Source organism: Nonomuraea gerenzanensis (genome assembly GCF_020215645.1).
In the GTDB taxonomy this organism is placed as follows: Bacteria; Actinomycetota; Actinomycetes; order Streptosporangiales; family Streptosporangiaceae; genus Nonomuraea; species Nonomuraea gerenzanensis.
Genome location: NZ_CP084058.1, coordinates 7,392,534 through 7,417,043 on the forward strand (window position 1 = coordinate 7,392,534; position 24,510 = coordinate 7,417,043).

A 24,510-nucleotide genomic window follows, 5' to 3' on the forward strand; every position below is an offset into this window, starting at 1 on the left:
GTGATCGGCGAGCGCCGACGGCCCCTGCCGGCGTGGCGGGGGTAGGGCCAGGCCTACCTCGTACTCGTCCCAGACCCCGTGTGGTCGCCACCGGGTCAGCTGTTTGAATACTCGGCATGCAACGCATGACTGGACTGCTCATCGGCGCCGTGTTCGGCGCCGTCTTCGTCTTCGTGAACACGCACGACCCGCTGAACGGCACCGCCGTGCTGCTCTTGAGGGTGGCTGCTGGCCTGGCCGCCGCAGCGGTCCTCGTCATGTGGTTCACCACCGTCCGCGGGGAGCGGGAGTCCGGCGGCGCTTCCAAGGGAGCCATGTACGGGCGGGGGTACCTGGCCGTCGTGGCCGCCGAGGCGATCCTGCTGTTCGGCGGCCTCCGGGTGCTCGGCGCGCTGGAAGCTCCGGAGCAGGCGAACGTGGCGTGGGTGGCGCTCGTGGTCGGGGTGCACTTCGTCGTGCTGGCGCCCATCTGGAAGAGCTGGGACATCGCCGTCCCCGGCACCGTGCTCACCCTGCTCGGCGTCGCGGGGCTCGCCCTCGCGCCGACGTCCGTGGCGGCCTGGGTGCCGTTCCTCAGCGGCGTGTTGTCGGGGATCGTGCTGCTGGCGGCGGCCCTGGCCGTCGGCTGGCGGACCGTGGCAGCACGTACGAACTGACGCCCTGACCACCCCGGCCCTGACCACCCCGGCCCTGACCACCCCGGCCCTGACCACCCCGCCCGGTCACTCCGACAGCCGCCGACCGCCTCCTTCACCCCCCGCCCTTGATCTGCCTGAGGATGCTCTCGTCCGTGATCTCCGTGTCCCTGGCCAGCAGCAGCGCCTTGCTGAGGATGAGCGCCAGCCGGTCGTCCTCCTCGAACGGCAGGAACACCCGCTCGTCCCGGCGCCGCTCGGGCACGATGCACAGATAGACGTCACCCGGCTCCATGAGGATGTTGCCGCTGCCCAGGTGGATCTTGTATGTACGCAGGTCACCGCGGACCACCAGGAAGCGGTCGGTGAGCGTGCAGCGCCCGCCGATGGCCGTGCGGGGCAGGATGCGGGCCAGGGCGTCGCGGCGCACCTCGCCCGAGGGGTGCAGCGGGCCGGCGGAGGAGTCGCGCCAGTAGGCCAGGTGGCGGTCGTGCCCGCGGTCGGTCCAGCCGGGGTCGGCCGCGATCGAGGTCACGGCCACGAACAGGTCGACGTCCCGCATGGCCTCGCTGAACACCAGCGGCGGCACCTCCGCCAGCGGCGCCTCCAGCCAGGCGCCCGTGTCGCCGCGCCGGTGGAAGCGCACCTGGTCGGTAGCGGCGTACTCGCCGGGCTCGTCGTACAGGTAGTCGTGGTGGAACGAGACCCGCCAGCGGCCCTCCGCCAGCACCCGGGTGGCCGCGTCGGTGTCGCCGCCGTCCCAGGGACCCAGCATCTTGGAGTCCCAGTTCCTGGCGCGGAACATCGCGTACAGCCGCCGGTAGTCGACGACGTGGGCGGCGAACCTGTTGGAGTAGACGGCGGTCTGCTCCTCGGCGGGCGTGAGCGGATAGACCTCGCGGAACGCCTGCTTGAACGGCTGCCTGACCCGCCCCTCGGTCACGGCCTCCCGCCACCGGGCCACCTCGTCGGCGCCCGCCCGCGCCGGATGCCACAACCGCACCCGCCGCCCGTCCACAGCCCCGCCCGTCTCAGGCCCGCCCGTCCCAGGCCCGCCCGTCCCAGCCCCGCCCGTCCCAGGCCCGCCGGCGACCGGCGCGAACGCGGGTGGCAGGGTGCGCCACTCGCCCGGTGCGACCTCCACCTCCCAGATCAGCCGGCTCGCCACCGACCTCGCGATCGGGTGCCCGGCGACCTGCTCGCGCCACGTCTCGTACGGCCAGCACATCTCCCCCGCGAAGCCGCCCTCCAGCGCCCGGCACAGCGTCGTCACCTGCCGCCGCACCTGCTTGACCAGCTCACGCAGCCGTTTGACCTCCTCGGCATGGTCTCTGCGCACCGCCGCCGGCACGCTCTTGAGCGCCTTGCCGCCCTGCCACCAGCCCAGCTCGAACTCCCCGCCCGCACCAGGGGAGATCACCGCCGTGTACTCCCCCAGCGGCACCTCCAGCCGCCCGCCCGGCTCGAAACCCAGGGACGGCATGCGGAAGGCCACCTCGACCCGATCGGCCAGCCCGGGCTCGGCCTTCTTGATCATGCGGTCGAGCTGCTTGACCACTCCCGCGTGCCGGGTCGCCGACCGGGCCGCGCGCAGCGCCGTGATGGCCTCGGGGGTCGGGAAGCGCCCGATCGCCCGGCCCAGCTCGAACAGCAGTGCCTGCGACGGCAGCGTCTTGGCCTTCGTGGGCGCGACGGCCACCCGTGCCAGCAGGCTGTCGAGCAGCGCGGGCAGCCACGGCGCGTCGCAGTGCAGCGCCAGCCGCGCGGCCCGGCCGAGCGCCGGCACCTCGGCCGCGCTGAACGCCTTGTCGGCGCGGTACGGCAGCTCGCCCGCGTGGATCGCGGCCACCCTCGCCTCCGCTGCCTCCAGGGCGGAGCGGGCGAAGTCCGCGTACGGGGTCAGGGCGGCCAGCCGGTCCCAGACGTCGGGCAGCTCGGGCGGCGACCCGTACGAGCGAGGCCCGATCTCGGCCACCAGCGCCCTGCCCACCGGGTCGAGCCCCAGCACCACGTCACGCTCGGCCGCCGCCAGCGACCCCAGCACCTCGTCCATCGATCTCTCCACCCCTTCCACCCCGCCCAGACCAGCCACCGCCAGCAGCGCGTACGGCGCCTCGAACCGCGCCTTGCCCACCATGAACTCGGTCAGCACCCGCGCGACCCCAGCCAGCTCCCCCTCCGGCACCCCACCGGGACACCGCAGCAGCGCCCCGGCCGCCAGGCACACGTCGGCCCACTTCCGCCGATCCAGCCCGTCGGCCAGCGCCTGGTAGAGGGCCAGGCACGACTCGGCCGTGAACTCCGGCTGCCGCTTCCTGACCTCGTCCTCGACGGAGAAGCGCATGGACGTGGCGGGGCCGCCCTTGCCCGGGGTCCGGTAGGCGAGCGGCAGCAGGACGCCCAGATCGACGGCCGTCAGCCGCGACAGGTCGGGCCACGGATCGGGATAGCCGAGGTCGGGCTCGGTGAGGTGGCGGTGGAGGCGGCGGGCCTCCGGGGAGAGGGGGTCGGTCACGTTCACGAGTCAGCAGGTTGCCGTACGGCACCGACAAAATCAGCAGGTGGTGCCGCGCGGAGGCAGCCGGAGGGTCGCCAGGTACCGGTTGACGTGGGCGGTGATGCAGCCGCTGAGCCCCTGGAGGTAGAGGGTGTGGCCGTGTCCCTCGTAGCGCAGGCTCGCCGAGCCCGGCACGTGACGGACGGTGGTGTCGACCTCCCCGTGGTCGGTCCAGCTGCCCACCCCCAGGAACGGCGGCAGGCCGGTGGCGGGGAGCGGGGCCGGTGGGTTCGTGACGGGGGCGGGCCAGCCCGCGCAGGCCAGGGGCCACCAGGCTCGTTGCCCGGCGAAGTTCGGCGACAGCCGCTGCGCCGCGCGCAGCGCCTTCCGGTACGCCGCGTAACCGCCGTACCCCTTGCCGTCGAGGCAGTGCGTCATGTTCTGCCCGGCGAGCGAGGGCACCTTGGGGCTGCCCGAGGCCTGCCGCACGTAGTCCGCGAACCCGGCGGCGTCCCCGGCGGCGGCCCGCTCGATGGCGGCGGCGAGCTGCACCCAGCGCGGCACGTCCGGCTCCCTGCCCGGCGCGGTGAAGCTGGGGGCCGCCGCCACCTTCAGGTCGAACCCGGTGTACGCCGCCCCGGTCGGGTCGTCGCGCACCGGCACGGGCGTCCGGTCCGCCGCGGCCACCAGCTTCCGCCACACCTGCCCCACGTCCTGGCCGTGCAGCGCGCACGCCGTGGCCGTCCGGCACCAGGCCGCGAACCGCTCCAGCTGCTGCTCCGCGATCGCGTAACGGCGGGGCTCGCCGTCCGCGACCTGCTCGACGTGCGGCACGGCGCCGTCCAGGACCATGGCGCGGACGCGGGCGGGGAACAGCCGGGCGTACGCGGTCGCGGGCGTCCCGCCGTAGGAGTTGGCCAGGATGCTCAGCCGTTCCTCCCCCAGCGCGACGCGGACGGCCTCGAGGTCGCGGGCGACGGAGGCCGAGTCCATGTGGTCGAACAGCTCGGGGTCGGCGGTCCGGCAACGCTGCGCGTGCGCGCGGTTCGTCCGCTCCAGCGCCGCGTACTCGGCCCGGTCGCGCGGCAGGGTGATCCAGGGGCCGGTGGCCAGGCAGTCGTACGGGATCGGCCCGCCGGGCTTGACGGTGTTGCGCGGGGCGAAGCTCACCACGTCGAACCGGTCGCGCAGCTCCGCGAACCGGCCGTGGAACTGCTTCAGGTCGTCCAGCCCCGACGCGCCGGGGCCGCCGGGGACGGAGAAGACGGTGCCGATCCGGCGTTCGGCGCCGGAGGCGGGCAGCAGGCCGACCGGGATGGTGATCTTCCGCCCTGCTGGACGGGCCCAGTCGAGCGGCACCTGGACGGCGGCGCAGCGCATGTCCTGGGGTGCGTCCTGGTCCGCGCACGGCTGCCACACCAGGGTGCCGCGTGCGGGCGACCCGGCCGCGGGCAGCGCGACCAGCCCTGCCAGCAGGGTCGCCGCCACCCCCACGGCCAGCGCCTTCACCTTGCGCCCTCTCAGCGCGATCACCACCGACCCCGCCGTCAGCGCCACGGCGACGTGCGCGGCCAGCAGGCCGGCCGCCGCCCGCGGCGCCAGCAACCCGCCGCCCACCCCGGCGACCTGCTGCGGCAGGCTCTCGAACAGGTACGCCCCAGCCTGCGTCCGCAGCGGCGGCGGCAGCACCCGGACGGCGAACGGCACCACCAGGAACAGCATGACGAGCACGACCAGGGTGCCGGGCGTGGAGCGGAGCGCCGCCCCCACGCCCAGCCCGATCAGCGCCGCCGCCGTCATGGACAGCCCGGCGACGACCACCGAGGTGAGCACGCCGGGCTCGGCCAGCCCGGTGCCCAGGGTCCGGCCGTCGAGCAGGATGTCGCCGGCACGGTCGCCGAGCACGGCCTGGGCGGACAGGTGCATGGCGAACGCCAGCACCTGTCCGCCGACAAGGGTGACCGCGGCCAGCCCCGGAGCCTTGGCGAACAGGAAGAGCTGCCGCCTCGGCACCGCCACCAGGCTGGTGCGGATCATGCCGGTGGCGTACTCGGAGGTGACGGTGAGCGCGCCGAGCGTGCCGAACACGAAGTACGCGACCGGCAGCCCGGTGCCGAGCCCGTCGCCGTTGCCGGTGAAACGCAGCCGGTCCTGCGGCGGCTGGGCGTCGTACCCGCGCACGATCAGGCAGGCCACGCCGGCGCAGACGAGCACGGCGAGCAGGGAGGTGACCAGGAGGTAGGCGTTGGAGCGCAGGGAGCGGAGCTTGTGCCATTCCGCGGCGATCGCGTCGATCATCGGCCCGCTCCGGTGCCGGCTTCCTTGACGCTGCCCGCTCCAGTGGTGGCGGCCTTGACGCTGCCCACCCCGCCGGCGGAGGCGCCGAACTCGACGGCGTCCTCGGTCAGCTCCATGAACGCCTCCTCCAGCGAGGCGCTGCGCGGCGTGAGCTCCCGCAGCGCGATCCCCGCCCGCAGCGCGACGTCGCCGACGGCCCCCGCGTCCAAGCCCCGCACGAGCAGCGCCCCGTCCCCGCCCGAGACGGTGGCCCCGCAGTCGCGCAGCAGCGACGCCAGCCGCTCCGGATCCGCAGCCCGGACCAGCACGTCACGCTGGAAGCGCGCCGCGAGCGCCGCCATGGTCGTGTCGGCGATCAGCCGGCCGCGGCCGACGACCACCACGTGGTCGGCGGTGAGCGCCAGCTCGTTCATCAGGTGGCTCGACAGCAGCACGGTACGGCCCTCGCCCGCGAGCCGGCGCAGCAGCTCCCGGACCCAGCGGATGCCCTCGGGATCCAGCCCGTTCAACGGCTCGTCGAACATCAGCACCGCCGGATCCCCGAGCAGCGCCGCCGCGATGCCCAGCCGCTGCTTCATCCCGAGCGAGAACCCGCCGATCCGCCGGTCCGCCACCTCCTCCAGCCCGGCCTGGCCCAGCACGGCGGCGACCCGGCCGGGGCCCAGGCCGTTGCTGCGCGCCAGGCAGCCGAGGTGGGCGCGCGCGGTCCTGCCGCCGTGGACGGCTCCGGCGTCGAGCAGCGCCCCCATGGTGCGCATGGGACGGCGCAGCGACGCGTACGGGCGCCCGTCCACCAGCGCCTCGCCGGCGTCGGGCACCTCCAGCCCGAGCACGGCCCGCATGGTCGTGGACTTGCCCGCCCCGTTCGGCCCGAGGAAACCGGTCACCAGCCCCGGTCTCACGGTGAAGGTCAGCTCGTCCACGGCCACCGTGCGGCCGTACCGCATGGTCAGGCCCCTCACTTCGATCACGTCTCTCCCTCGTCGTCCGGCGGGTGCCATGACCAGGCTCGCGGCCGGGGAGCCGGGCGGCCATGGGCGTGCGCCTACCGGGCGGGGTGGAGAAACGCCACCTCAGGGGGTGGGGCCTGCCCCACCCCAGCCCGCCCACGTGCGGTGGACGACCTTCTTCGCGGACCGGCCGGGGTAGACGACGATCAGGTGTTCCTCGACGGGCGCCTCGGGGTCGGCCTCGTCCCATTCCTCCGTACGGGCGTAGATCCGCATCCGGTAGCGGCCGGGACCGTCGACGGCCAGGCTCGGCAGCGGCGCGAGCGCCCCGCTGTCACCGCCCTCGGGGTACGGCGGCACGACGATGCGCCCGCTGCGGCTGGCGATGCCCACCTCGACCACCTGCGCCCAGCCCTTGAGCCGCAGCGGCGGCGCCTTGCGGAAGGCCTTGACGGTCATGCACATCGGCTCGTTCTCACCGAAGGTTGTGATGGCGGCGCTGCCGCCTGCGGCGTGCACGAACCCGTCCTCGATGGCCTCGAACATGTCGGCGTACGGGTCGCCGTCGGTGCCGTCGCGGTCGTCGTAGACGTAGTAGCCGCCCCCCTCGAAGAGCAGGTACGCCGCCGTGCCCTGCCGCGCGGCGCGCACCTTCGGCCACGGGTCGGCGCACCGGGTGTTCATCTCCGCCAGCTCGGCCTGCCAGGCGGCCTGTTCGCGCTCCCTTTCCCGCTGTACGCGTGCCTGCTCGGCCCGGTGCCGGGCGGCGGCGCCGGGGCACAGGAACTCCAGGGCGTCGCCGAGCCGGACCATGCCCGGCGGCTCGTTCGTGCGGCGCAGCCACTCCTGCCGGTCCTTGACGGCGGGCATCGCGCACAGCCGGTCGCCGTGGGCCAGCACCTGCCGGTCCGGCAGGTTCCTGGGGAAGATCGGGGATTCCACCGAGTCGTCCCTGGCGAGGCAGAGGAACGTACGCCGCCGGTCCTGCGGGCGGGTCTCGGCGAAGGGGCGGATGCGCTCGCCGCAGTCCTCCTCCGTGCCGGTGAAGCTGTACCGGGCCTCTTCCTCGGCCCCGATCGCGAGCAGCGGCAGCACCACCGCGACGGACAGCAACAGCCGCGTCCCCCGGTGAGTGACGGGCCGCGAGCCGGTGGCGGCTCCTGACCGGGCCAGCTCGTGCGCCGTGCGTGCCAGCCAGACCGTGGTGAGCGTCTCCAGCACGTCCGCCACGAGCGCGAGGGCACGGGACACGTCCTCCGCCTCGTCGGGCAGGACGAGGTGGAGGAGGGGGAGAATCAGCGGGGCGATGAGGGCGAGCCACCCGATGGCGACCGTGGCGCCGCTCCACCGCCCGTCGCGGCGCTGCCCGAGGAGGATCATCACCGTGAAGGCGATGCTCGCCAGGCCCAGCACCCAGCGCCCCTGCCAGATCACCGCGTCGGGCAGCAGCACCAGCGGCAGCGCGCCGATCAGGCCGAGCGCGAGGCCGGCCGCCCGTAACGAGGCCGGCATCCCCGTGAGGACGCGCACCCACACGATCATCGTGACGGCCCACAGGACCCGGCTCCCGACGAGCACCACGACGCCGGACAGCTCGTCCAGGACCTCCCAGAACACCAGATCGGCGGCGATGCCCAGGTAGAGCAGGCGCCGCAACCACACGACGTCACGCGGCGACCCCTCGGCGCGCGGCAGAGCGGGGCCGCGCAGCACCTGCCACAGCATCCACGCGTTGAACACGCCGATCGCGACGAGCAGCGGCCCGAGCCGGCCTCCGCCCACGAAACGTGGCCACGACGCCAGACCCGTCACGGTCACCGACAGCGCCGACAGGTCGCGGGACACGATGGCGTACCCGGTGGTGGCGGCCACGGCGGCCAGGTAGAACGCGACGGCGACCGCGGCCAGGCGCCCGAGGCGGTAGCGGCCGGCGGCGGCCCAGAGGTGAGTGACGATGGGGAAGATCATAGTGGTGGGGCCAGCCCCACCGCCCTCCGCTCCAGGGCACGGCAGACTGCAGGGGTGAGCAGGACACGACCACGACCCGCCAGGGACAGGGCCGCCGCGTTCAGGAGGGCGAGCGACCCCGGCCACCTGGTGGCGAGGCCGGTGTCGCACGCCGTCGCCGTGCCGGCCGAGCTGGTGCTGAACGCCGTCACCGGGCTCGTCGCGCTCGCGTTACTGATGCTGCTGGTCCTGGGCGGCGCGCTCGCCCCGGTGACCGGGCCCGCGCCGCTCGCCCGGGCGTCCGCCCTGGCCCGCCGCCTGGCCGTCTTCCACCGCCGCCGCGCCGGCCGGAGCACGCCGCGCCGCCCGCCCACCACCCGCCGCACCGTGCTCTGGCTGGCCGTCCACAGCGTCACGGGTCCCGCCCCGGTGGCCGCGACGTGGGCGATGCTCGCCGCCCTGGACTACGTCTTCTTCAGGCTGCACCCGGTGGAGCGCAGCTCGCTCAACACGTTCGCCATGAGCCTGTCCATCGCGGCCATCGCGGTGGTCATCCTCCTGTCGGTGTTCCTGTTCCGGGCCGGACAGGACCGGCTGGCGCGGCTGCTGCTCGACCCGCCCCCGTCCCCCGACGCCCGCATCAGGGAGCTGACCGAGGCGCGGGCCGCGCTGGCGGACGCGCGCGCCGCCGAGCTGCGCCGCATCGAGCGCGACCTGCACGACGGCGCCCAGGCCAAGCTGATCGCCATCCGCATGCACCTGGGCCTGGCACGCGGCTCCCGCGACGCGGGCGAGATGCTGCGCATGATCGACGAGGCGCGGGAGGTCGCCGGTGAGGCCCTGACGGACCTGCGTGACCTGGTACGCGGCATCCATCCCCCGGTGCTGGCCGACCGGGGCCTGGCGGGCGCCATCGAGGCGTCCGCGCTGCTGTGTCCCGTGCCGGTCACGCTCGACCTCGACCTGCCCGGCAGGCTGCAGCCGCCCGTCGAGTCCGCCGTGTACTTCGCCGCCGCCGAGGCCCTGACGAACGTCACCAAGCACAGCGGCGCCGCCCGCGCCTGGGTGCGGCTGCGGCACGCGGCCGGAATGCTCACCCTGACCGTCGGCGACGACGGCCGGGGCGGCGCCCGCCGCGACGCGGGCACCGGCCTGCGCGGCATCGAGAACCGACTGTCCGCCTTCGACGGCTCGCTCACCGTGAGCAGCCCTCCCGGCGGCCCCACCGAGCTGATCATGGAGCTGCCGTGCGCGTTGTCATCGCCGAAGATCTCGCCCTGCTGAGGGACGGCCTGGTCCGTCTCCTGTCGGCGAACGGTTTCACGGTCGTGGAGGCGGTCGGCAACGCCCCCATGCTGCTGCGGGCGCTGGTGCGGCACCGCCCGGACGTGGCCGTGATCGACGTGCGGCTGCCACCCCGCTTCACCGACGAAGGGCTGCGCACCGCGCTGGAGGCGCGCCGCCTCGTCCCGGGGCTGCCGGTGCTGATCCTGTCGCAGTACGTGGAGCAGCTCTACGCCAGGGAGCTGCTGTCCGACCGGTCGGGCGGGGTGGGGTACCTGCTGAAGGACCGGGTGGGGGACGTCGACCGGTTCGTGGACGCGGTCCGGGAGGTGGCCGGCGGCGGCACCGCGATGGATCCGGAGGTGGTCACCCAGCTCCTGACCCGCCGCGGCCGGGACGAGCCGCTGGCCACGCTGACGCCTCGGGAGCGCGAGGTGCTGGAGCTGATGGCGGAGGGGCTGTCCAACCTGGCCATCGCCGCCCGCTTCCAGGTGACGGACAAGGCGGTCGCCAAGCACACCAACAACATCTTCACCAAGCTCGGCCTGCCCCCGTCGGACGACCACCACCGGCGCGTCATGGCGGTCCTGGCCTACCTTCAGGCCAGCCCCACCGGCGACCGCCCGACCGCGTGACGTGGCTCAGGTCGCGGCGATCCGTGGCGCCCAGAAGCGCTCGTAGTTGTCGGCGGTCGACAACGAGCGCGGCTCGGCCCGGTCGAGGTACAGGACGCCGTTCAGGTGATCGGTCTCGTGCTGCGCGATGCGCGCCGGCCACCCGGACAGCTCCAGCTCGTACGCCCGCCCGCCACCGTCCTGCGCCGACAACCGCACCAGCCCGTGCCGCGCCACGACGGCGGTGAGCCCCTCGACGCTCAGGCACCCCTCGTAGAACGCGTGATAGCGGGACCCGAGCGGCGTGACGACGGGGTTGACCAGCTCCAGCCTCGGCTGCGGCGCCCGCTCCCGCTCGGCGGCGAGCTCCGCCGGCACCTCGGCGGGATCCTCGATGACGGCCAGCGCCAGCGGGATGCCGACCTGCGGCGCGGCGAGCCCCACCCCGACGCCCGGCAGGTGCAGGAACATCGCCTCGAGCAGCTCCCGCAGCAGGCCGTCGGGAAGCTGCCCGTCGTACCGCTCGGCCGGGCGGCGCAGCACCGGGTCGCCGACCTGCGTGACGGACCAGGGCCTGGGCGCCGCCAGCAGCGCCTCCACCTGCTCGACCAGCTGCTGCCCGCCGCTCATCGCGCCGCTCCGGCGGCTGCCCGGCGCGGTCCGCCGCCGTCGGGGGTGTACTCGTGTTCCATGCGCAGAGGGGTCCTTCCGGTCGGCGGTCGTCCGGTGGCCGAGCATACGGGCACCGCGCGCCCGCCTCCAGGGGCCGCCGACACCGATCATGATGACCGTGGGCTCAGTGGTCGGTGGCCAGGTGCAGCCTGAGCAGGTCCACCCCGTGGTCGTTGCCGTTACGTCTGCTCCACGTGCTCGCGCACCTCCTTCATCCGCACCTCGGCAAGCTGCTCGGAGCCGGGCAGCCCCTGGCAGGCCGGCTCCAGGCTGTCCGCGCTGCTCCGCGGAGAGCCCGGCCAGGAACGCCTGGGCCGCCCGGACGAGCGCGGCGGTGGCGACGCCCGTGGAGTGGATCGCGTAGAGGTCCTCGACGACCTCGCCGTCGGTGGTGGCGCCGACACGAGGTGCGTGTCCGTGCATGTCGCCAATGTCGGAGACCAAGATGAGGAACGACTGAAGACGCGCTTTGAAATGCCTTGGCCGGGCAACTCCCCGGCCTTTATCCCCGGCCGTATGCGCGGGCCGCTAATCCACCGCGCCGCGGGCAAGAGGAAAGGCCCCCTATTGAGAGGGCCTTTCCGAGGTCAATCTAGTGCGCGGCCTCGTACTTCTGGATCACCGAAGAGGCGATGCGGCCCCGCTCGCTGACCGGCAGGCCGTGCGCCTTGGCCCACTGCCGGATCTCCTGGCTCTTCTCCTTGCTCATGGCCCGCGTCGTGCCGCCGGGGGTGCGGCGACCGCGAGGTCGCGACGTGGGAGCGGGGTCGTCGCGCCGCGCCTTCGCGATGAAGGGCGCCAGGGCCGCGCGTAGCCGGTCCTCGTTCTCGGGCTTCAGATCCATCACGAACCGGTCGCCCTTGATGCTGAAGGAGACCGGGTTCTCGTCCTCCATCGGGGAGCCGTCGAAGTCGTCCGTGATCGTTTCAATCAACCTCTTGGCCATGCTGGCACTCCAATTCAGCCCCAGGTTGTGCGGTACTGTAGCGCGCTGCGCGATGCCGTCAAGCCGTATCGAGATTTACCGAAAATTTTCTGCGGTCATTCTACCTGGATAAAACTCCGCACCGGAAGATTCCACCTTCAACAACCCGGATTGAGCAGCCGTCGGTTTCATTCGAAAGGCGGCCTCGCCGGGCCTCCCGGCCCGGCGAGGCCGCCTTTCGGATATGTCATTATGGACTTTTCGACCACTCGGCCGCCCGGGAAGAATGCGGCGGGCGAGGTTATTCAGCGGTCAGCCGGCGAAGTCGACGTCCTTCGTCTCGACCGTGCCGCCCGTGCGCCCGGGCGCCGCGTGGTACTTCCAGTACAGGTTGGTGTGCGCGATGACCTGGTCCGGCGACGGCGCGCCCCACTTCGACAGGTCCTCCGTGGTGTGCGCGTCGCTGACGAGGATCGCGTCGTACCCCCTGACGATCGCCCCGTGCAGCGTCGAGCGGATGCAGACGTCGGTCTGCGCCCCGGACACCACGAGCCGCCCGACCTCCAGGCCGGCCAGCACGCTCTCCAGCGTGGTGTCCTCGAAGGAGTCGGGGTAGGACTTCTCGACGAGCGGCTCGCCGTCGTTCCTGGTCAGCTCGGGGACGAAGTGCCACCCGTCGCTCTCCCGGGGCATGTCCGCGTCGTTGTGCTGCACCCACACGACGGGGACCTGCTCGGCCCGCGCCCTGTCGACGAGGCTCGCCACGTTGGCCACCACCGCGTCGCGCTCGTGGGCCTCCCCTACGACGCCGTTCTGCACGTCAATGACGAGGAGCGCGGTCTTCGGCCGGTTCTCCAGTGTGGTCACGTTCGTCCCCCTTGTCGGTTGGTCGTGCAGAGACGCTACCGCCACCCGGCGTCAGGGGGCGACGGGGGTCAGATCCGCGGGGCGCGGCCGTTGCAGGTCCACTGCTGGGTCCTGGCCCCGTTGGCCGCCGAGCCCGCCGCGTCGCCCGTACGTCGGCGGGGCCGGCGGCGGCGACGGCGGTGCACCGGCCCCGCTCCGCCCCGCCGGCCTGCTCGGTCGCGACCTCCAGCAGCCGTTCCCCGCCGGCCGAGGCGAGCAGGGTGGAGCTGTAGCGGTTGCGGACCATCTCCGCCGGCCCCGGCGCGGCGGAGGAGAAGGGCGGCGCGGCGGGCAGGTCGCGCAGCCACGCGTCGAGCTGGGCGGTGCTCGTCATGTTCCCGCACGCGGTGTCCTCGCCGCCGGCGAGCTGGCCGACGCGCCAGCCGCCGTGTCCCTCGTGCGCGGTGCCGCCCAGCCGGGCCGGCCCGGAGGCCTGGCTGCCGAGGAAGTCGACCGCGCGCCCGTCCGCCTGGAAGAGCTGCCACAGGCCGGTGCGGTAGCCGCCGTCGGCGCCCCGGGTGGAGGCCCCTCCACGCGCGAACGACCCCGGGAACAAGTGGGGTGAGCCCGGACCGCGGCTGTCATCGCGGTGCGACGGGTCTTCAGGCTAGTGAGGGCCGATCCGGCTGCCAATACGCCCGTGGATGGATCCGTGGTCAACCTGGGCGGTGCGCGCGCGGGCGCCGTACCGCCGAAGTCGCAGGGCGCATGCCGCGGCAGGTTGACGCGGGAGGCGAGGCTATCTGAGGCCGCCCACGGACAGCCCGCCGCGCCAGTGCCGCTGCAGCGTGAAGAAGGCGATGACGAGGGGGACGACCGACACGAGCGCGCCCAGGATGATGAGGCTCCACAGGGACGTGCTGCCCGCGTTGTTCGCCGAGGCGATGCCCTGCCAGAGGCCGAGCCCGACGGTGACGGGGAACAGCCGGTTGTCGGAGAGCATGGCGAGGGGCAGGAAGTAGTTGTTCCAGGACGCCACGGCCGACAGCAGCAGCACGGTGACCACCGCGGGCCGCATCAGGGGGAAGGCGACCTGGAGGAACGTGCGCACCTCACCGGCGCCGTCGGCCCTGGCCGCGTCCAGGATCTCGTCGGGCACCGCGTCGCGCGCGTAGACGTGCATCAGGTAGACGCCGAACGGGTTGAGCAGCGACGGGATGATCACCGCCCAGATCGTGTTGGTCAGGCCGAACTCGGAGAACATCATGAAGGTCGGGATCACCAGCGCCGTGGCCGGCACCATCAGCGCGCCGAGCACCAGCGAGAAGCTGAAGCGCCTGCCGGTGAAGCGGTACTTGGCGAACCCGTAGCCGGCCATGACCGCCAGCACCGTGGCGCCGAGGCCGCCCACCAGGGCGTAGAGGGTGGAGTTGAGTATCCACCTGCCGTAGATGCCGTTGTCGTAGGTGAACAACTGCTGCAGGTTGCCCAGGTAGTCGATCCGGTCGGCGAACCACAGCGTGTTGCCGCCGCCGAACAGGCCGGGGGCGTCCTTGGAGCTGTTGACGATGACCCACCAGAACGGCACGAGGAAGTACACGACCAGGAAACCGAGCAGCACCTGCAGGGGCAGGTGGCTCTGCGGGCGGCGGCGGGAACGGTCACGGGTCACAGGAAGCTCCTCCGCTTGCGGGTGAAGAACAGGAAGGCGTAGACGCCGACGAAGACGATCCCGCCGAGCGCGAAGGAGATCGCCGATCCGTAGTTGAAGTTCGCGAGCGCGAAGGCCTGCTGGTAGGCGTACATGTTGGGGGTGAAGTCCGGCCCGATCGTGCCGGCCGCGAGCGATCGCAGGATCTGCGGCTCGTTGAAGAACTGCAGGGTGCCGATGAGCGCGAAGACCAGGATCAGCAGCAGCGCCGGGGTGATCAGCGGGATCTTGATGCGGAGCGCGATCTGCCACTTACCGGCCCCGTCCATGCGGGCCGCCTCGTAGAGCGCCGGGTCGATGCCCTGGAGGGCCGCGTAAAGGATGATCATGTAATAGCCGGCCCATTGCCAGGTGACGATGTTGACCAGCCCGTAGAAGATCAGGTTGCCGCCGAGGAAATCGGGCGGGGCGGCGCCGAACAATCCGAACAGGTCGGCCAGCGGGCCGAAACTCTTGCTGTACAGAAATCCCCACATGACGGCTCCGATGACCGTCGGAATGGCGTAGGGAAGAAAGATCATGAGGCGCGAGAAACGCGTGAACATCGAGGTCACGGCATCCAGGATCAGCGCCATCGCGAGCGCGACGACGATCTGCAACGGGATGGAGACCAGCGAGAAACGCACGACGAACCAGGAGCCGGAAAGAAAGCTCGGGTCGGTGAACGCCTTAACGTAATTGTCGAGGAAGACGAAACTGGTGCCGCCGATCAGCCTCTTCTGGAAAAGGCTGAGATACAGCGCGTACGCGAGCGGCGCGATGAGCAACGCCAGGAAGACGATCCCGAACGGCCCGACGAAGAGCCATCCCATCACCTGCTCGCGCAGCCGTATCTTGCTGCGCTTTCTGCGCGTCCTCTGCTGGGCGTCCGGCGCACTTTTCTCGATCATGAGGGTCAACCTGGGCTCCGCGATGTCGAATAAGGGGAGATCCCGGGTGGGCCGGCCGGTGGCGGACGGCCCACCCGCGCGTCACTGAACGGTGAAGCCTTGTTCCTTGGCGTACTTCGCCACGTCCTCCTGCAGCCGGTCGGCGGCCTGCGCACCGGTGACGGAGCCCTCGATGAGCGCGCTGACCTGCTTGGTCATGGCGTCGAAGTAGTACTGGCCGAACGGGCTGTAGGTGACGCCCTGGTAGGCGTTCGCCGCGGGGACGTAGACCTCCTTGTTGGCCTGCTGGCCGTCGAAGAAGGCGACCTTCAGGTTCACGAACTCGGGGTCGTTGAGCGCCTTGAGGTTCAGCGGGAAGATGATCTGGTTGGTCCAGCCGTGGGTGAGCGACTCCTTGTCGGCGTAGAGGCCGTAGGCCACCTTCGCGGCCAGCTCGGGGTTCTTGGCCTGGCTCGTCACGGAGAAGGCGGAGCCGCCCCAGTTCACCTGCACCGGGTTGGCGGGATCCCACTGCGGCAGCGGCGCCACCGCGAACTTGCCGGTGTCCTCGCCCTTGCCGACGCCGGCGCCGGTGAGGTAGCCGGGCGCCCAGGCCGCCGAGATGTAGGTGGCGTACTTGCCGTTGATCACGCCGGAGATGTACTCGGGGGTGAACTGGTCCTGGGTGCCGACCAGGCCCTTCTGCGCCAGGCGCCCCCAGTAGTCGAGCACGTCCTTGGAGGCCTGGTCGTTCAGCTTGACGCCGATCGAGCTCTGCTGCGCCGGGTCGTAGGTGAAGGGGGCGGCGCCCTTCTGGATCTGCAGCGCCATGGTCAGCGCCGACACGTTCGCGGCGAAGTCGCCGAACGCCGGACCGCCCGCGTCCTTCATCTTCTGGGCCGCCTGCTCGTACTCGGCCCACGTCTTCGGCGGCGTGATGTCGTACTTCTCGAACAGGTCCTTCCGGTAGATCATCGCCATCGGGCCGCCGTCGACCGGCACGCCGTAGACCGCCTCACCGACCGAGACGTCCTTCCACGCGCCCGCGCTGTAGTCGGCCTTGACGGCGTCGAAGCCGTACTTCTTGATGTCGACGAGGGAGTTCTGGATCTGGAAGGTCGGGATCCGGTCCATCTCGATCATGATCACGTCGGGGGCGCCGGTGCCGGCCGAGATGGCCGTCTGGAACTTGTCGTACTCGTCGCTGCCCTGGCCGACGTTGGTCCAGCAGACCTGTACCTCGCCGTTCTGCTTGTTGAAGTTGTCGACGACGAGCTGCATGTTGGGGTACCAGCCCCACATCGTCACGACCGGCAGGTTCTTCTTGGGGATGGTGTTCGTGCAGTTGCTCGCGCCACTGCCGCTGCCGGCGGCGGTGCCGGCGCCGCCTCCGCCACCGGAGGAGCAGGCGGCCAGCACGGTCGTGGCGGCGAGCACGGCCGCCGCGGCGGAGAGCCAGTTCTTCTTCATGGGCATGTTTCCCTTGGACATCGCGGCGCGCGGACTTGCCGCGCGCCGCCGGTGGAACCGAGCGGCCGGCCGGGGCGGGGCGCGGATGACCGCGCCCCGCCCCCTCGCGCCGACTCGCAGGTGAGCGCTAACAGGGCCCGCGTCCGGCGGCGAAGGCCGGGCGGACAGGCTCGTCTAGCGCTTGAACAGGCGGGGTGCCAGATCGATGAGGTTCTTCTGCCAGACGTCCCAGCCGTGCGGGCCGGGGGTGACGCCGTCGAACTCGTAGCGGATGCCGAGGTCGTTCAAGGTGGCCAGGGACGTCATGAACGACGGGTAGACGAAGTCCGTGCGGTCGCCGACGTACAGGCGCAGCAGCTTGGTGCCGCTGTTGATCGCCGCCGCGTCGACGCCCGCGCCGCTGCCGAACCCGGCCGAGAACGCCGCGACGTAGGCGAACCGCCCAGGGAAGGCCTTCAGCACGCCGAACGTCTGCCCGCCTCCCATCGACAGGCCGGCCAGGGCCTGCTGCGACGGGTCGTCGGAGACGTGATAGCGGGCGCGGGCCGCCGGCACGAGGTTCTCCAGCAGCTCCTTGTTGAAGTCGGGCACGTTGCCGTTGCCCATCACGACCACCATCGGCTCCAGGTTCCCGTCGAGGAAGTGGTGGTCGAGGATCTGCTTGGCGCGGCCCATCTCCACCCAGTCGGTGTGGTTCTGGCCGCCACCGTGCTGCAGGAAGAAGACGGGGTACGGCTGCGCGCGGCTGGGGTCGTACCCCGGCGGGGTCCAGACCAGCGCGGTCCTGTCCTGGTTCGTGACGGTGCTCCGGTAGGTCATGCTCTCGACCTTGCCGCCCTTACCGGCGGGAACGTCGGTGAGCAGGCGCGCCGCCGGCCCGTCGACGAGGAAGGTGCTCCACGTCGGCTCGGTGGTCACCTTCGTCGGGTTCGACGCGTCCTTGACCGAGACCCCGTCCACCATCAGCCGGTAGTAGTAGAACCACGGGTCGAGCGGGCCGACCGTCGCGCGCCACCGGTCACCCGAACGGGTCAGCGGGACGCGCAGCCAGCTGCCGTTGGGAGCCCAGTTCGCCCACACCTTGACGCGCTGGGCGGCGGTGAAGTCCGTCGTGGTCTCGAAGGTGACGAAACCGTCCTCGGTCACGAACGGCGTCGGGGTGGTGCCGGGGGCCGGCGGGCGGAACTCGCCCTTCAGCCTGCCGTGCCCGGCGCTCGGGCCGTGGTCGCGCACCTTGCGGAACAGGCGCGGCACGAAGTCGATGAGGTTCTCCTGCCAGGCGTTCCAGTTCGCCCCGGCGTCCGGGTTGACCCCGTCGAACTCGTACCCGACCCGGGCGCGGTCCAGCACCTTCGTCAGGCGGTGGGTGGCGTTGTAGGCGGGGTCGGTCACGTTCCCCGTGTACAGCCGCACCAGCTCGGCGTGGCGGTTGGTCACCTTCACGTCCGTCAGCAGGCCGGAGAACGAGCCGACGTAGGCGTACTGGCCCGGGCGGGTCAGCACCGTCCGCAGGGCCTGCGTCCCGCCCTCGGCCACACCGGCGATCGCCTGGTGCGCCGCGTCCTGGTGGACCCGGTAGCGGCCGGCGACCGCCTTGCGCAGCTCCTGCGGATCGCCGCCGTCGCTGATCACCACCAGCATCGGCGCCATCCGCCGCTGGAGCGACAGGTTGTCCAGGATCTGCCGGGCCCGGCCGAGGTCCAGCCAGTCGGTGGCGCTCCAGCCGTCGCCGGACTGCAGGAACAGCACGGGATAGGTCTTTCTGGCCGCGTACGCCGGAGGCGTCCAGACCAGGGCCTGGCTCCCGGAGCCGTAGGTCAGAGTGTCGATCTTGCCGCCCTGGCCCTCGGGCGCGTCCGCCAGCAGCCGGACGGCCTCACCCGGCACGAAGAAGGTGCTCCAGAGCGGCTTGGACGCCACCACGGTGCTGTTCGTCGGGTCCTTCATGCCCTTGGTGTCGTCGCCGGTGACCTGGTAGGAGTACAGCCCCGGCCGCAACGGGCCGAGAACGCCGGAGAAGACGTCGCCGCGCCGGGTCAGGCCGTACTCCGCCCAGGTGGCGGAGGGGCCGAAGTTGCCCTCGATGACCAGCTGCGACACCGGGCCGATCCCCGCCTCGACGGCGGCCACCGGAACGCTGAAGGAGGCGAAGCCGTCGTCGGAGACGCTCAGCCACGGCGCCTCCGCGGCCGCCGCCGGGCGCGGCACGAGCAACATGGCGGCGATCGTCAACACCCCGGCGGCGATCGCCGCGGCGCGCCTGAGCCCGCCGAGGGGTCGTGACCTGCCGTGATAAAGTAAAAATGGCATGCAAAAACTCCCTTGATGGCTGGCCACGGTTGATGCCCGACTGGCCGGCCTGATTCATGCGGTGGATACCTCGTGGTCGGTGTTCGCACCTCCATTCCGTCGTGGGGTCAGCTTGCCCACCCGACGTCCGTTGCCGCGGACGTCAGGTGCGCAGGAAAGCCGTCCCTGTGGGTGTCGTCATGGTCACCGAGGGTCTCCCGGGGCCGCGGTGGAGCCTCTGACCACCAGGCGGGTGGGCAGCACGGTCCGGCCGGGGCCCTCCCAGTCGCCCCGCACCAGCGCCTTCAGCATGCGTGCCGCCTCGTACCCGAGCCGGTACATCGACTGGTCCACGGTGGTCAGGCCGGGCTCCGCCAGCGCCGACTCCGGGATGTTGTCGAAGCCGGCCACCGACAGGTCGCCGGGGACGTCGAGCCCCAGCTCCTTGGCCACCTGCAGCGTCTTCAGCGCCATGCCGTCGCTCGCCGCGAAGATCGCCGTCGGGCGGTCCGCCCTGTCGAGCAGCGCCCGCGCGAGCGGTGCCGCCGACTCGGGGTTGAAGCTGCCGCGGGCGATGAGCTGCGGATCGAGCGGAACGCCGGCCGCGGCCAGCGCCGTGCGGTACCCCTCCTCGCGCGCCCACGCGGCCTCCAGACCGGCCCGGCCCGCGATGCAGCCGATGCGCCGGTGCCCCAGGGCGAGCAGGTGCTCGACCACGGCGGTGGCGCCGGCGAAGTTGTCCGCCGTCACCGACGGGGCCGTGGAGCCCCGCGCCGGATCGATGACCACGACCGGCGTGCCGCTGCGTACCTCGCCCGAGGGCGTGACCACGATGCAGCCGTCGGTGAGCGTGCCCGAGAGCCGGGCCAGGTGCCGCTGCTCCCAGCCGTCCGAGTACGTCCCGTACAGGTCGCTGTTGGCGTAGATGATCAGGTCGAAGCCCGACTGGCTGAGCGCGTCCATGACGCCCTTGAGCACCTCGGCCGTGTAGGACTGGAAGCTGTGCGTCACCAGCCCCAGGACGTTGGTGCGACTGCGCCGCAGGCTCGTCGCCACCAGGCTCGACTCGTAGCCGAGCTGCTCGATGGCCGAACGTACCTGCTCGATGGTGCTCACGCTGACGCCGTAACGCCCGTTGACCACGCGCGACACGGTCGCGGTGGAGACGCCCGCTAATCGCGCGACATCGCTCATCGTCACCGGGGCGCCACCTCTGGCCATGCCGCCTCACAAGTTGCAATCGTTATCGGTTACGTTTGCAGCGCAAAGGTAAGCGATGCGGTTTCCGGAAACAAGGTCTTTCCGGCCAGCCGTTCTTGGGGTAAAACCATGGCCGGAACGTGGGGCGCGAGCCGGGTGCGGCGGCGCCCTGCCCACCGGGCGGGGGAATCGCCGCGCGTTCACGAGGGCGCCGGCCCCGTCGAGTCGCGAACGCTGAGGGTCGTCGCGAGCTGGAGATGCCGGGAGGCGGGCTGCACGCCGTCGGCCATGCCGAGGACGGTCTCGACGGCCATCCGGCCCATGCCCATGAGCGGCTGCCTGACGGACGTGAGCCGGGGTGTGGTCCACTCGGTCTGCGGCGTGTCGTCGAAGCCGGTGACCGACAGCCCGCCCGGGACCGGGATGCCGAGCTCCTTGGCCGCGGCGAGGACCCCGACGGCGATCTCGTCGTTGCCCGCGACGATCGCGGTCGGCCGCTCGTCGAGCGAGAGCAGGTCGCGCCCGTGCCGCTGCCCCGCCTCGACGGCGAACGCCTCGTGCCGGACCAGCGCGCGGTCCGGCACGAGACCGGCCGAGTCGAGCGCGGCCTGGTAGCCGTGAAAGCGCTCCGCCGAGGGGGCCGAGCCCAGTGGCCCGCCGATCCAGCCGACCCTGCGGTGGCCGAGCTGGATCACGTGCTCGGTCGCAGCACGACCGCCCGCCCAGTTGGTGGAGCCGATGCTGACCAGCCGTGACTCGGTGGTGTCGATGGGATCGATCGTCACGACAGGCAGCCCGAGCTCCTCCGCGGCCGAGATCACCGAGTCGGGCACGGCCACGGCCAGCGCGATGACCCCGGCGACCCCGGACGCCTGCTCCTCCTCCAGCCAGGCCCGCGCCGCCTTGCGGCTGCTGCCGACCGGCTCCCCTGGCGGCAGCCGGACCAGCAGCTCGGCCTGCGCAGCGGTCGCCGCCACGAGGATGCCCTGGAGCACCGTGCCGGCGTAACGGGACTCCACGATGTCGAGCACGGTGACGAGCATGCGATCCCTGGCCTGCTCGTGGCGCGCCGCCGTCGGTTTGTAGCCGATCTCGGCCATGACTCCGAGCACCAGCTCGCGCGTCTTCGCCCCGACATCGCTGCGCCCGTTGAGGACCTTCGAGGCGGTCGTCGGCGAGACGCCGGCCAGCCGGGCGACGTCCGCCAGGGTGGCTCGCTCGGAACGACCTCGCCGTCGCATCAGGGCCCCTTGTGGCGCTACGAAATTATTTCGAAACCTACCTCGAACCGTTCTCGCCAGGCTTCCGGTGGGCTCCTCCCGTTGACAGGAGCCAGGATACGCACCTAGTGTCCTGGCAACAACGAACAAGTTGCGAAATAATTTCGGAGCCGGTCAGTGCGAGAGGAGCGCGTCACCGCCGCCGGGCACCGGGTGCTCAGGTGCGGGTCCACCGCTGGTTGGCCTGCCCGTTGCAGGACCAGATGATCAGCTTGGTGCCGTTGGCCGTGGCGTTGTTGGGCACGTCGAGGCACAGGCCCGACTGCACGCCGGCGATGGAGCCGTCGGTGTTGAGCCGCCACCGCTGGTTGGCCTGCCCGTTGCAGTCCCAGATGATCACCTGGGTGCCGTTGGCGGTGCCCTGGTTGTAGGCGTCCAGGCACTTGTTGCCGTAGACCCGCAGCTCACCGCTCGCGGTGGGCGTCCACTGCTGGTTGGGCTGGCCGTTGCAGTCCCAGATCTGCGCCTGCGCGCCGTTGGCCTGCGAGGCGCCGGTGACGTCCAGGCACCGGCCCGAGCCGGCCCCTCTGATCGCGACCGAGGGCGCGAGGCCGCCTCCGGTGACGGTGTACATGGCCGCGCCGTGTCCGGGCACCGCCGCGCTGATGGTCCCGGCCGAGGAGGACGTGGTGTGCGCCCACAGGTCGCGCACCGCGTAGGCGGGCACCGCGGCCAGGCCGAGGGTGGAGGCGGTGGTGGAGACGGTGGCGGTGGAGGTGCCCCGGTTGAGCAGGACGACCGCGACCGAGCCGTCGGACATCGGCTTGCGCCAGACCTCCAGGTCGCCGCTGTCGCTGATCTTGTGGCCCTGCCTGCCGCCCCAGTCCTGGTTGACCGCGATGACCTCGGTGTTGGTCAGGATGGTACGGGTCTCGGCGCTCATCGTGCGCAGGTCGTTGCCCGCGATGAGCGGCGCGTTCAGCAGCGACCACAGGCTGAAGTGCGCCCGGCCCTCGGTCGCCGTGAGCGCGCCGACGCCGACCTCCAGCATGTCGGGGTCGTTCCAGCCGCCGGGCCCCGAGTACGCCTCCAGGCCGACCTGCTGGTCCAGGATGCCCATGATGGAGTTCCAGTTCGCGGCGATGTCACCCGTCGTGCGCCAGGAGTTGCCCACCGGCATGCCCCAGGTCCATACGTTCTCCTGGCCCCAGTTGCACAGGCTGTAGAGGATCGGGCGGCCGGTGGCGGCCAGCGCGTCGCGCATGGCGGTGTAACGCTGCTGACCGGTCCTGCCCAGGTGGTCGCCGCAGTTGTCGTACTTCAGGTAGTCGATCCCCCAGGACGCCCACAACGCGGCGTCGCGCTGCTCGTAGCCGAGGCTGGCGGGGTAGCCGGCGCAGGTGGTCGTGCCCGCCGAGGAGTAGATGCCGAGCTTCAGGCCCTTGGCGTGTACGTAGTCGGCCAGCGCCTTCATGCCGCTGGGGAACTTCTGCGGGTCGGCCACCAGGTTGCCGGCGGCGTCGCGGCTCCTGGTGGACCAGCAGTCGTCGATGTTGACGTACTCGTAACCGGCCGCCGCCATGCCGCTGGAGACCATGATGTCCGCGGTCTGCCGGATGAGGGTCTCGTTGACGTTGCAGAAGAAGGTGTTCCAGTCGTTCCAGCCCAGTTGCGGCGTGCGGGCGAGCCCGTTGTCCAGCGCGGCGGCGGGCGACGTGCCGCCGCCGACCGCGACCAGCGATCCGGCGGCCAGTGTCACCGCCAGGAACCATCTCATGAACCTGCGCATCCGGTTCCTCCTTCAGGACGCGTCACAGGTGAGGGCGGGGGTGGCGGGCACACCGCCGGCCGTGAAGCCGAACGTGGCGGTGCCGCCGGGGGCGAGCGAGCCGTTGTACGACTCGTTGCGCACGGTCACGCCTGCTCCGGAGCCGGAGCGGACGCCGTTCCACAGGCTGCTGATCGTCTGCCCGCCCGGCCACGCCCAGCCGACCGTCCAGCCGTTGACGGCGGCGCCACCGGCGCGGACGGTCACGGTGGACTGGAAACCGCCGGACCAGGAGTTGACGGTCTCCATCGTGGCCGTGCAGCCGCCGGGCGCCGGAGTCGGCGACGAGGTGCCGCCGCCGAACTGGGCGAAGAACTTCCACACTTCTGCCTTGGTCCAGGTCGTCACGCCGTTGTCGGTGTAAGTGCCGTCCACCGGGGCGGGCGTGTGACCGTTGTCGAACGCCGCCCACACTACCGGGTAACCGGCCCGGCACCCTGAGTAGGCGGTGACGACGTGGCCGCGGCTGCCCGCGCTGGGCTCGGGCGGGTTCTGCGGAGTGCAGCCGTTGTTGCGGACGAACCTGTCGCGCAGCGCCCGCCCCTGCGCGATGCCGAGCACCGTGTCGCCGAGGCCGTGCAGGCCCAGGTACGCGACCGGCTGCGTGCCGCCGCTGCAGCCGCTGAGCTGGGCGCCGGAGAAGACGGCGACCGCGCGGAACACCGACGGGCGGGAGCACGCGAGCGAGAAGCTCATCCCGCCGCCGTAGCTGAAGCCGGTGGCGAAGCGCTGGGAGGTGTCGACGCAGAGGTCGGCCTCGATGAGCCTGATCAGGTCGTCGACGAAGGTGACGTCCTCGCCGTTGCTGTTGGCCCAGCCGTTGTTGAGGCCCTGGGGGGCGACGAAGATGGCGCCGTTGTCCGACAGCTGCCTGAGGCCGTAGTACGACCACGGGTATCCGCTGGTCCCGCCGGAGTCGACGTCGGCGGCGGTGCCGCCCAGCCAGTGGAAGCCGAAGATCAGGCGGTAGGGGGTGCCGTTGTGGTAGTTGTCGGGCAGGCGGAGGATGAAGGAGCGGTTCCTGCCGCTGCTCTGAATCGACTGCGTACCGCTCCTCAGCGTCGGCGACTTGCCGCATCCGGCGGTCGTCGCGAGCGCACCGGCGGGCTGCGCCAGCGTGCCGGTGGGCGGCGCGGTGAGGGTGCTGGTGTCGCTGCTCAGCGCGGCGCCGGCCGTGGCGAGCACGAGCAGTGCCGCGGCGGTGACCGCGATCGTGGTGAAGAGGGAGCCGCGTCCTGACATCACGTAACTCCGA

Annotated in this window: 19 protein-coding genes; 3 read left to right on the forward strand and 16 right to left on the reverse strand. The window is 71.9% G+C overall.

Going from position 1 to position 24,510, the window contains the following annotated elements; all coding sequences use genetic code 11:
* The first annotated feature begins 125 nt into the window (after positions 1-125).
* Positions 126-656: a hypothetical protein gene (locus LCN96_RS34375; RefSeq protein WP_225266587.1), complete on the forward strand. Its 531-nt coding sequence runs from the start codon at positions 126-128 to the stop codon at positions 654-656.
* 94 nt (positions 657-750) lie between these two features.
* On the opposite strand, the gene LCN96_RS34380 is transcribed toward LCN96_RS34375, so the two are convergent.
* The 4 genes from LCN96_RS34380 to LCN96_RS34395 form a co-directional block, all read right to left on the reverse strand.
* Positions 751-3,156, reverse strand: coding sequence for a DUF4132 domain-containing protein (locus LCN96_RS34380; RefSeq protein WP_225266588.1), 2,406 nt, complete (start codon positions 3,154-3,156; stop codon positions 751-753).
* A gap of 33 nt (positions 3,157-3,189) precedes the next feature.
* Positions 3,190-5,430: an alpha/beta fold hydrolase gene (locus LCN96_RS34385; protein WP_225266589.1), complete on the reverse strand. Its 2,241-nt coding sequence runs from the start codon at positions 5,428-5,430 to the stop codon at positions 3,190-3,192.
* Positions 5,427-6,401, reverse strand: a complete 975-nt coding sequence (locus tag LCN96_RS34390) for an ABC transporter ATP-binding protein (RefSeq protein ID WP_225266590.1) — start codon at positions 6,399-6,401, stop codon at positions 5,427-5,429. Before LCN96_RS34390 ends, LCN96_RS34385 begins: the two co-directional genes overlap by 4 nt.
* Positions 6,402-6,503: 102 nt before the next feature.
* Complete coding sequence (locus LCN96_RS34395; protein WP_225266591.1) at positions 6,504-8,348, reverse strand: hypothetical protein; 1,845 nt, start codon at positions 8,346-8,348, stop codon at positions 6,504-6,506.
* Between the two features lie 54 nt (positions 8,349-8,402).
* On the opposite strand from LCN96_RS34395, the gene LCN96_RS34400 reads away from it, so the two are divergent.
* Together LCN96_RS34400 and LCN96_RS34405 are read left to right on the forward strand one after the other, a co-directional pair.
* Complete coding sequence (locus tag LCN96_RS34400) at positions 8,403-9,611, forward strand: sensor histidine kinase (RefSeq protein ID WP_225266592.1); 1,209 nt, start codon at positions 8,403-8,405, stop codon at positions 9,609-9,611.
* Positions 9,575-10,246: a response regulator transcription factor gene (locus tag LCN96_RS34405; protein ID WP_225266593.1), complete on the forward strand. Its 672-nt coding sequence runs from the start codon at positions 9,575-9,577 to the stop codon at positions 10,244-10,246. Before LCN96_RS34400 ends, LCN96_RS34405 begins: the two co-directional genes overlap by 37 nt.
* A gap of 6 nt (positions 10,247-10,252) precedes the next feature.
* On the opposite strand, the gene LCN96_RS34410 is transcribed toward LCN96_RS34405, so the two are convergent.
* The 12 genes from LCN96_RS34410 to LCN96_RS34465 form a co-directional block, all read right to left on the reverse strand.
* Entirely contained in the window at positions 10,253-10,855 is a 603-nt protein-coding gene (locus tag LCN96_RS34410; protein WP_225266594.1) for a peptide deformylase, read from the reverse strand.
* Between the two features lie 634 nt (positions 10,856-11,489).
* Complete coding sequence (locus LCN96_RS34415; RefSeq protein ID WP_225266595.1) at positions 11,490-11,843, reverse strand: histone-like nucleoid-structuring protein Lsr2; 354 nt, start codon at positions 11,841-11,843, stop codon at positions 11,490-11,492.
* A 291-nt stretch (positions 11,844-12,134) separates the two neighbouring features.
* Positions 12,135-12,689 (reverse strand): isochorismatase family protein, encoded by a 555-nt coding sequence (locus LCN96_RS34420; RefSeq protein ID WP_225266596.1) that lies wholly within the window; start codon positions 12,687-12,689, stop codon positions 12,135-12,137.
* A complete protein-coding gene (locus LCN96_RS34425) occupies positions 12,643-13,284 on the reverse strand; it encodes a hypothetical protein (protein ID WP_225266597.1) in 642 nt (213 codons plus the stop codon). Before LCN96_RS34425 ends, LCN96_RS34420 begins: the two co-directional genes overlap by 47 nt.
* 183 nt (positions 13,285-13,467) lie before the next feature.
* A complete protein-coding gene (locus LCN96_RS34430) occupies positions 13,468-14,340 on the reverse strand; it encodes a carbohydrate ABC transporter permease (protein ID WP_225266598.1) in 873 nt (290 codons plus the stop codon).
* Positions 14,337-15,269 (reverse strand): carbohydrate ABC transporter permease, encoded by a 933-nt coding sequence (locus LCN96_RS34435; RefSeq protein ID WP_225266599.1) that lies wholly within the window; start codon positions 15,267-15,269, stop codon positions 14,337-14,339. The genes LCN96_RS34430 and LCN96_RS34435 overlap by 4 nt, the downstream gene beginning before the upstream one ends.
* An 81-nt stretch (positions 15,270-15,350) precedes the next feature.
* The gene (locus tag LCN96_RS34440; protein ID WP_225266600.1) at positions 15,351-16,718 is read right to left on the reverse strand and encodes an ABC transporter substrate-binding protein; all 1,368 of its coding nucleotides are present in this window, start codon (positions 16,716-16,718) and stop codon (positions 15,351-15,353) included.
* A gap of 174 nt (positions 16,719-16,892) precedes the next feature.
* On the reverse strand, positions 16,893-19,028 hold the full coding sequence (locus tag LCN96_RS34445) for an alpha/beta hydrolase (RefSeq protein WP_225266601.1): 2,136 nt from the start codon (positions 19,026-19,028) through the stop codon (positions 16,893-16,895).
* A 183-nt stretch (positions 19,029-19,211) separates the two neighbouring features.
* A complete protein-coding gene (locus LCN96_RS34450; RefSeq protein ID WP_263657356.1) occupies positions 19,212-20,201 on the reverse strand; it encodes a LacI family DNA-binding transcriptional regulator in 990 nt (329 codons plus the stop codon).
* Between the two features lie 206 nt (positions 20,202-20,407).
* A complete protein-coding gene (locus LCN96_RS34455; RefSeq protein WP_225266603.1) occupies positions 20,408-21,448 on the reverse strand; it encodes a LacI family DNA-binding transcriptional regulator in 1,041 nt (346 codons plus the stop codon).
* Between the two features lie 196 nt (positions 21,449-21,644).
* On the reverse strand, positions 21,645-23,216 hold the full coding sequence (locus LCN96_RS34460) for a lectin (protein WP_225266604.1): 1,572 nt from the start codon (positions 23,214-23,216) through the stop codon (positions 21,645-21,647).
* A gap of 12 nt (positions 23,217-23,228) precedes the next feature.
* Positions 23,229-24,497, reverse strand: a complete 1,269-nt coding sequence (locus LCN96_RS34465; protein WP_225266605.1) for a cellulose binding domain-containing protein — start codon at positions 24,495-24,497, stop codon at positions 23,229-23,231.
* Positions 24,498-24,510: the final 13 nt, after the last annotated feature.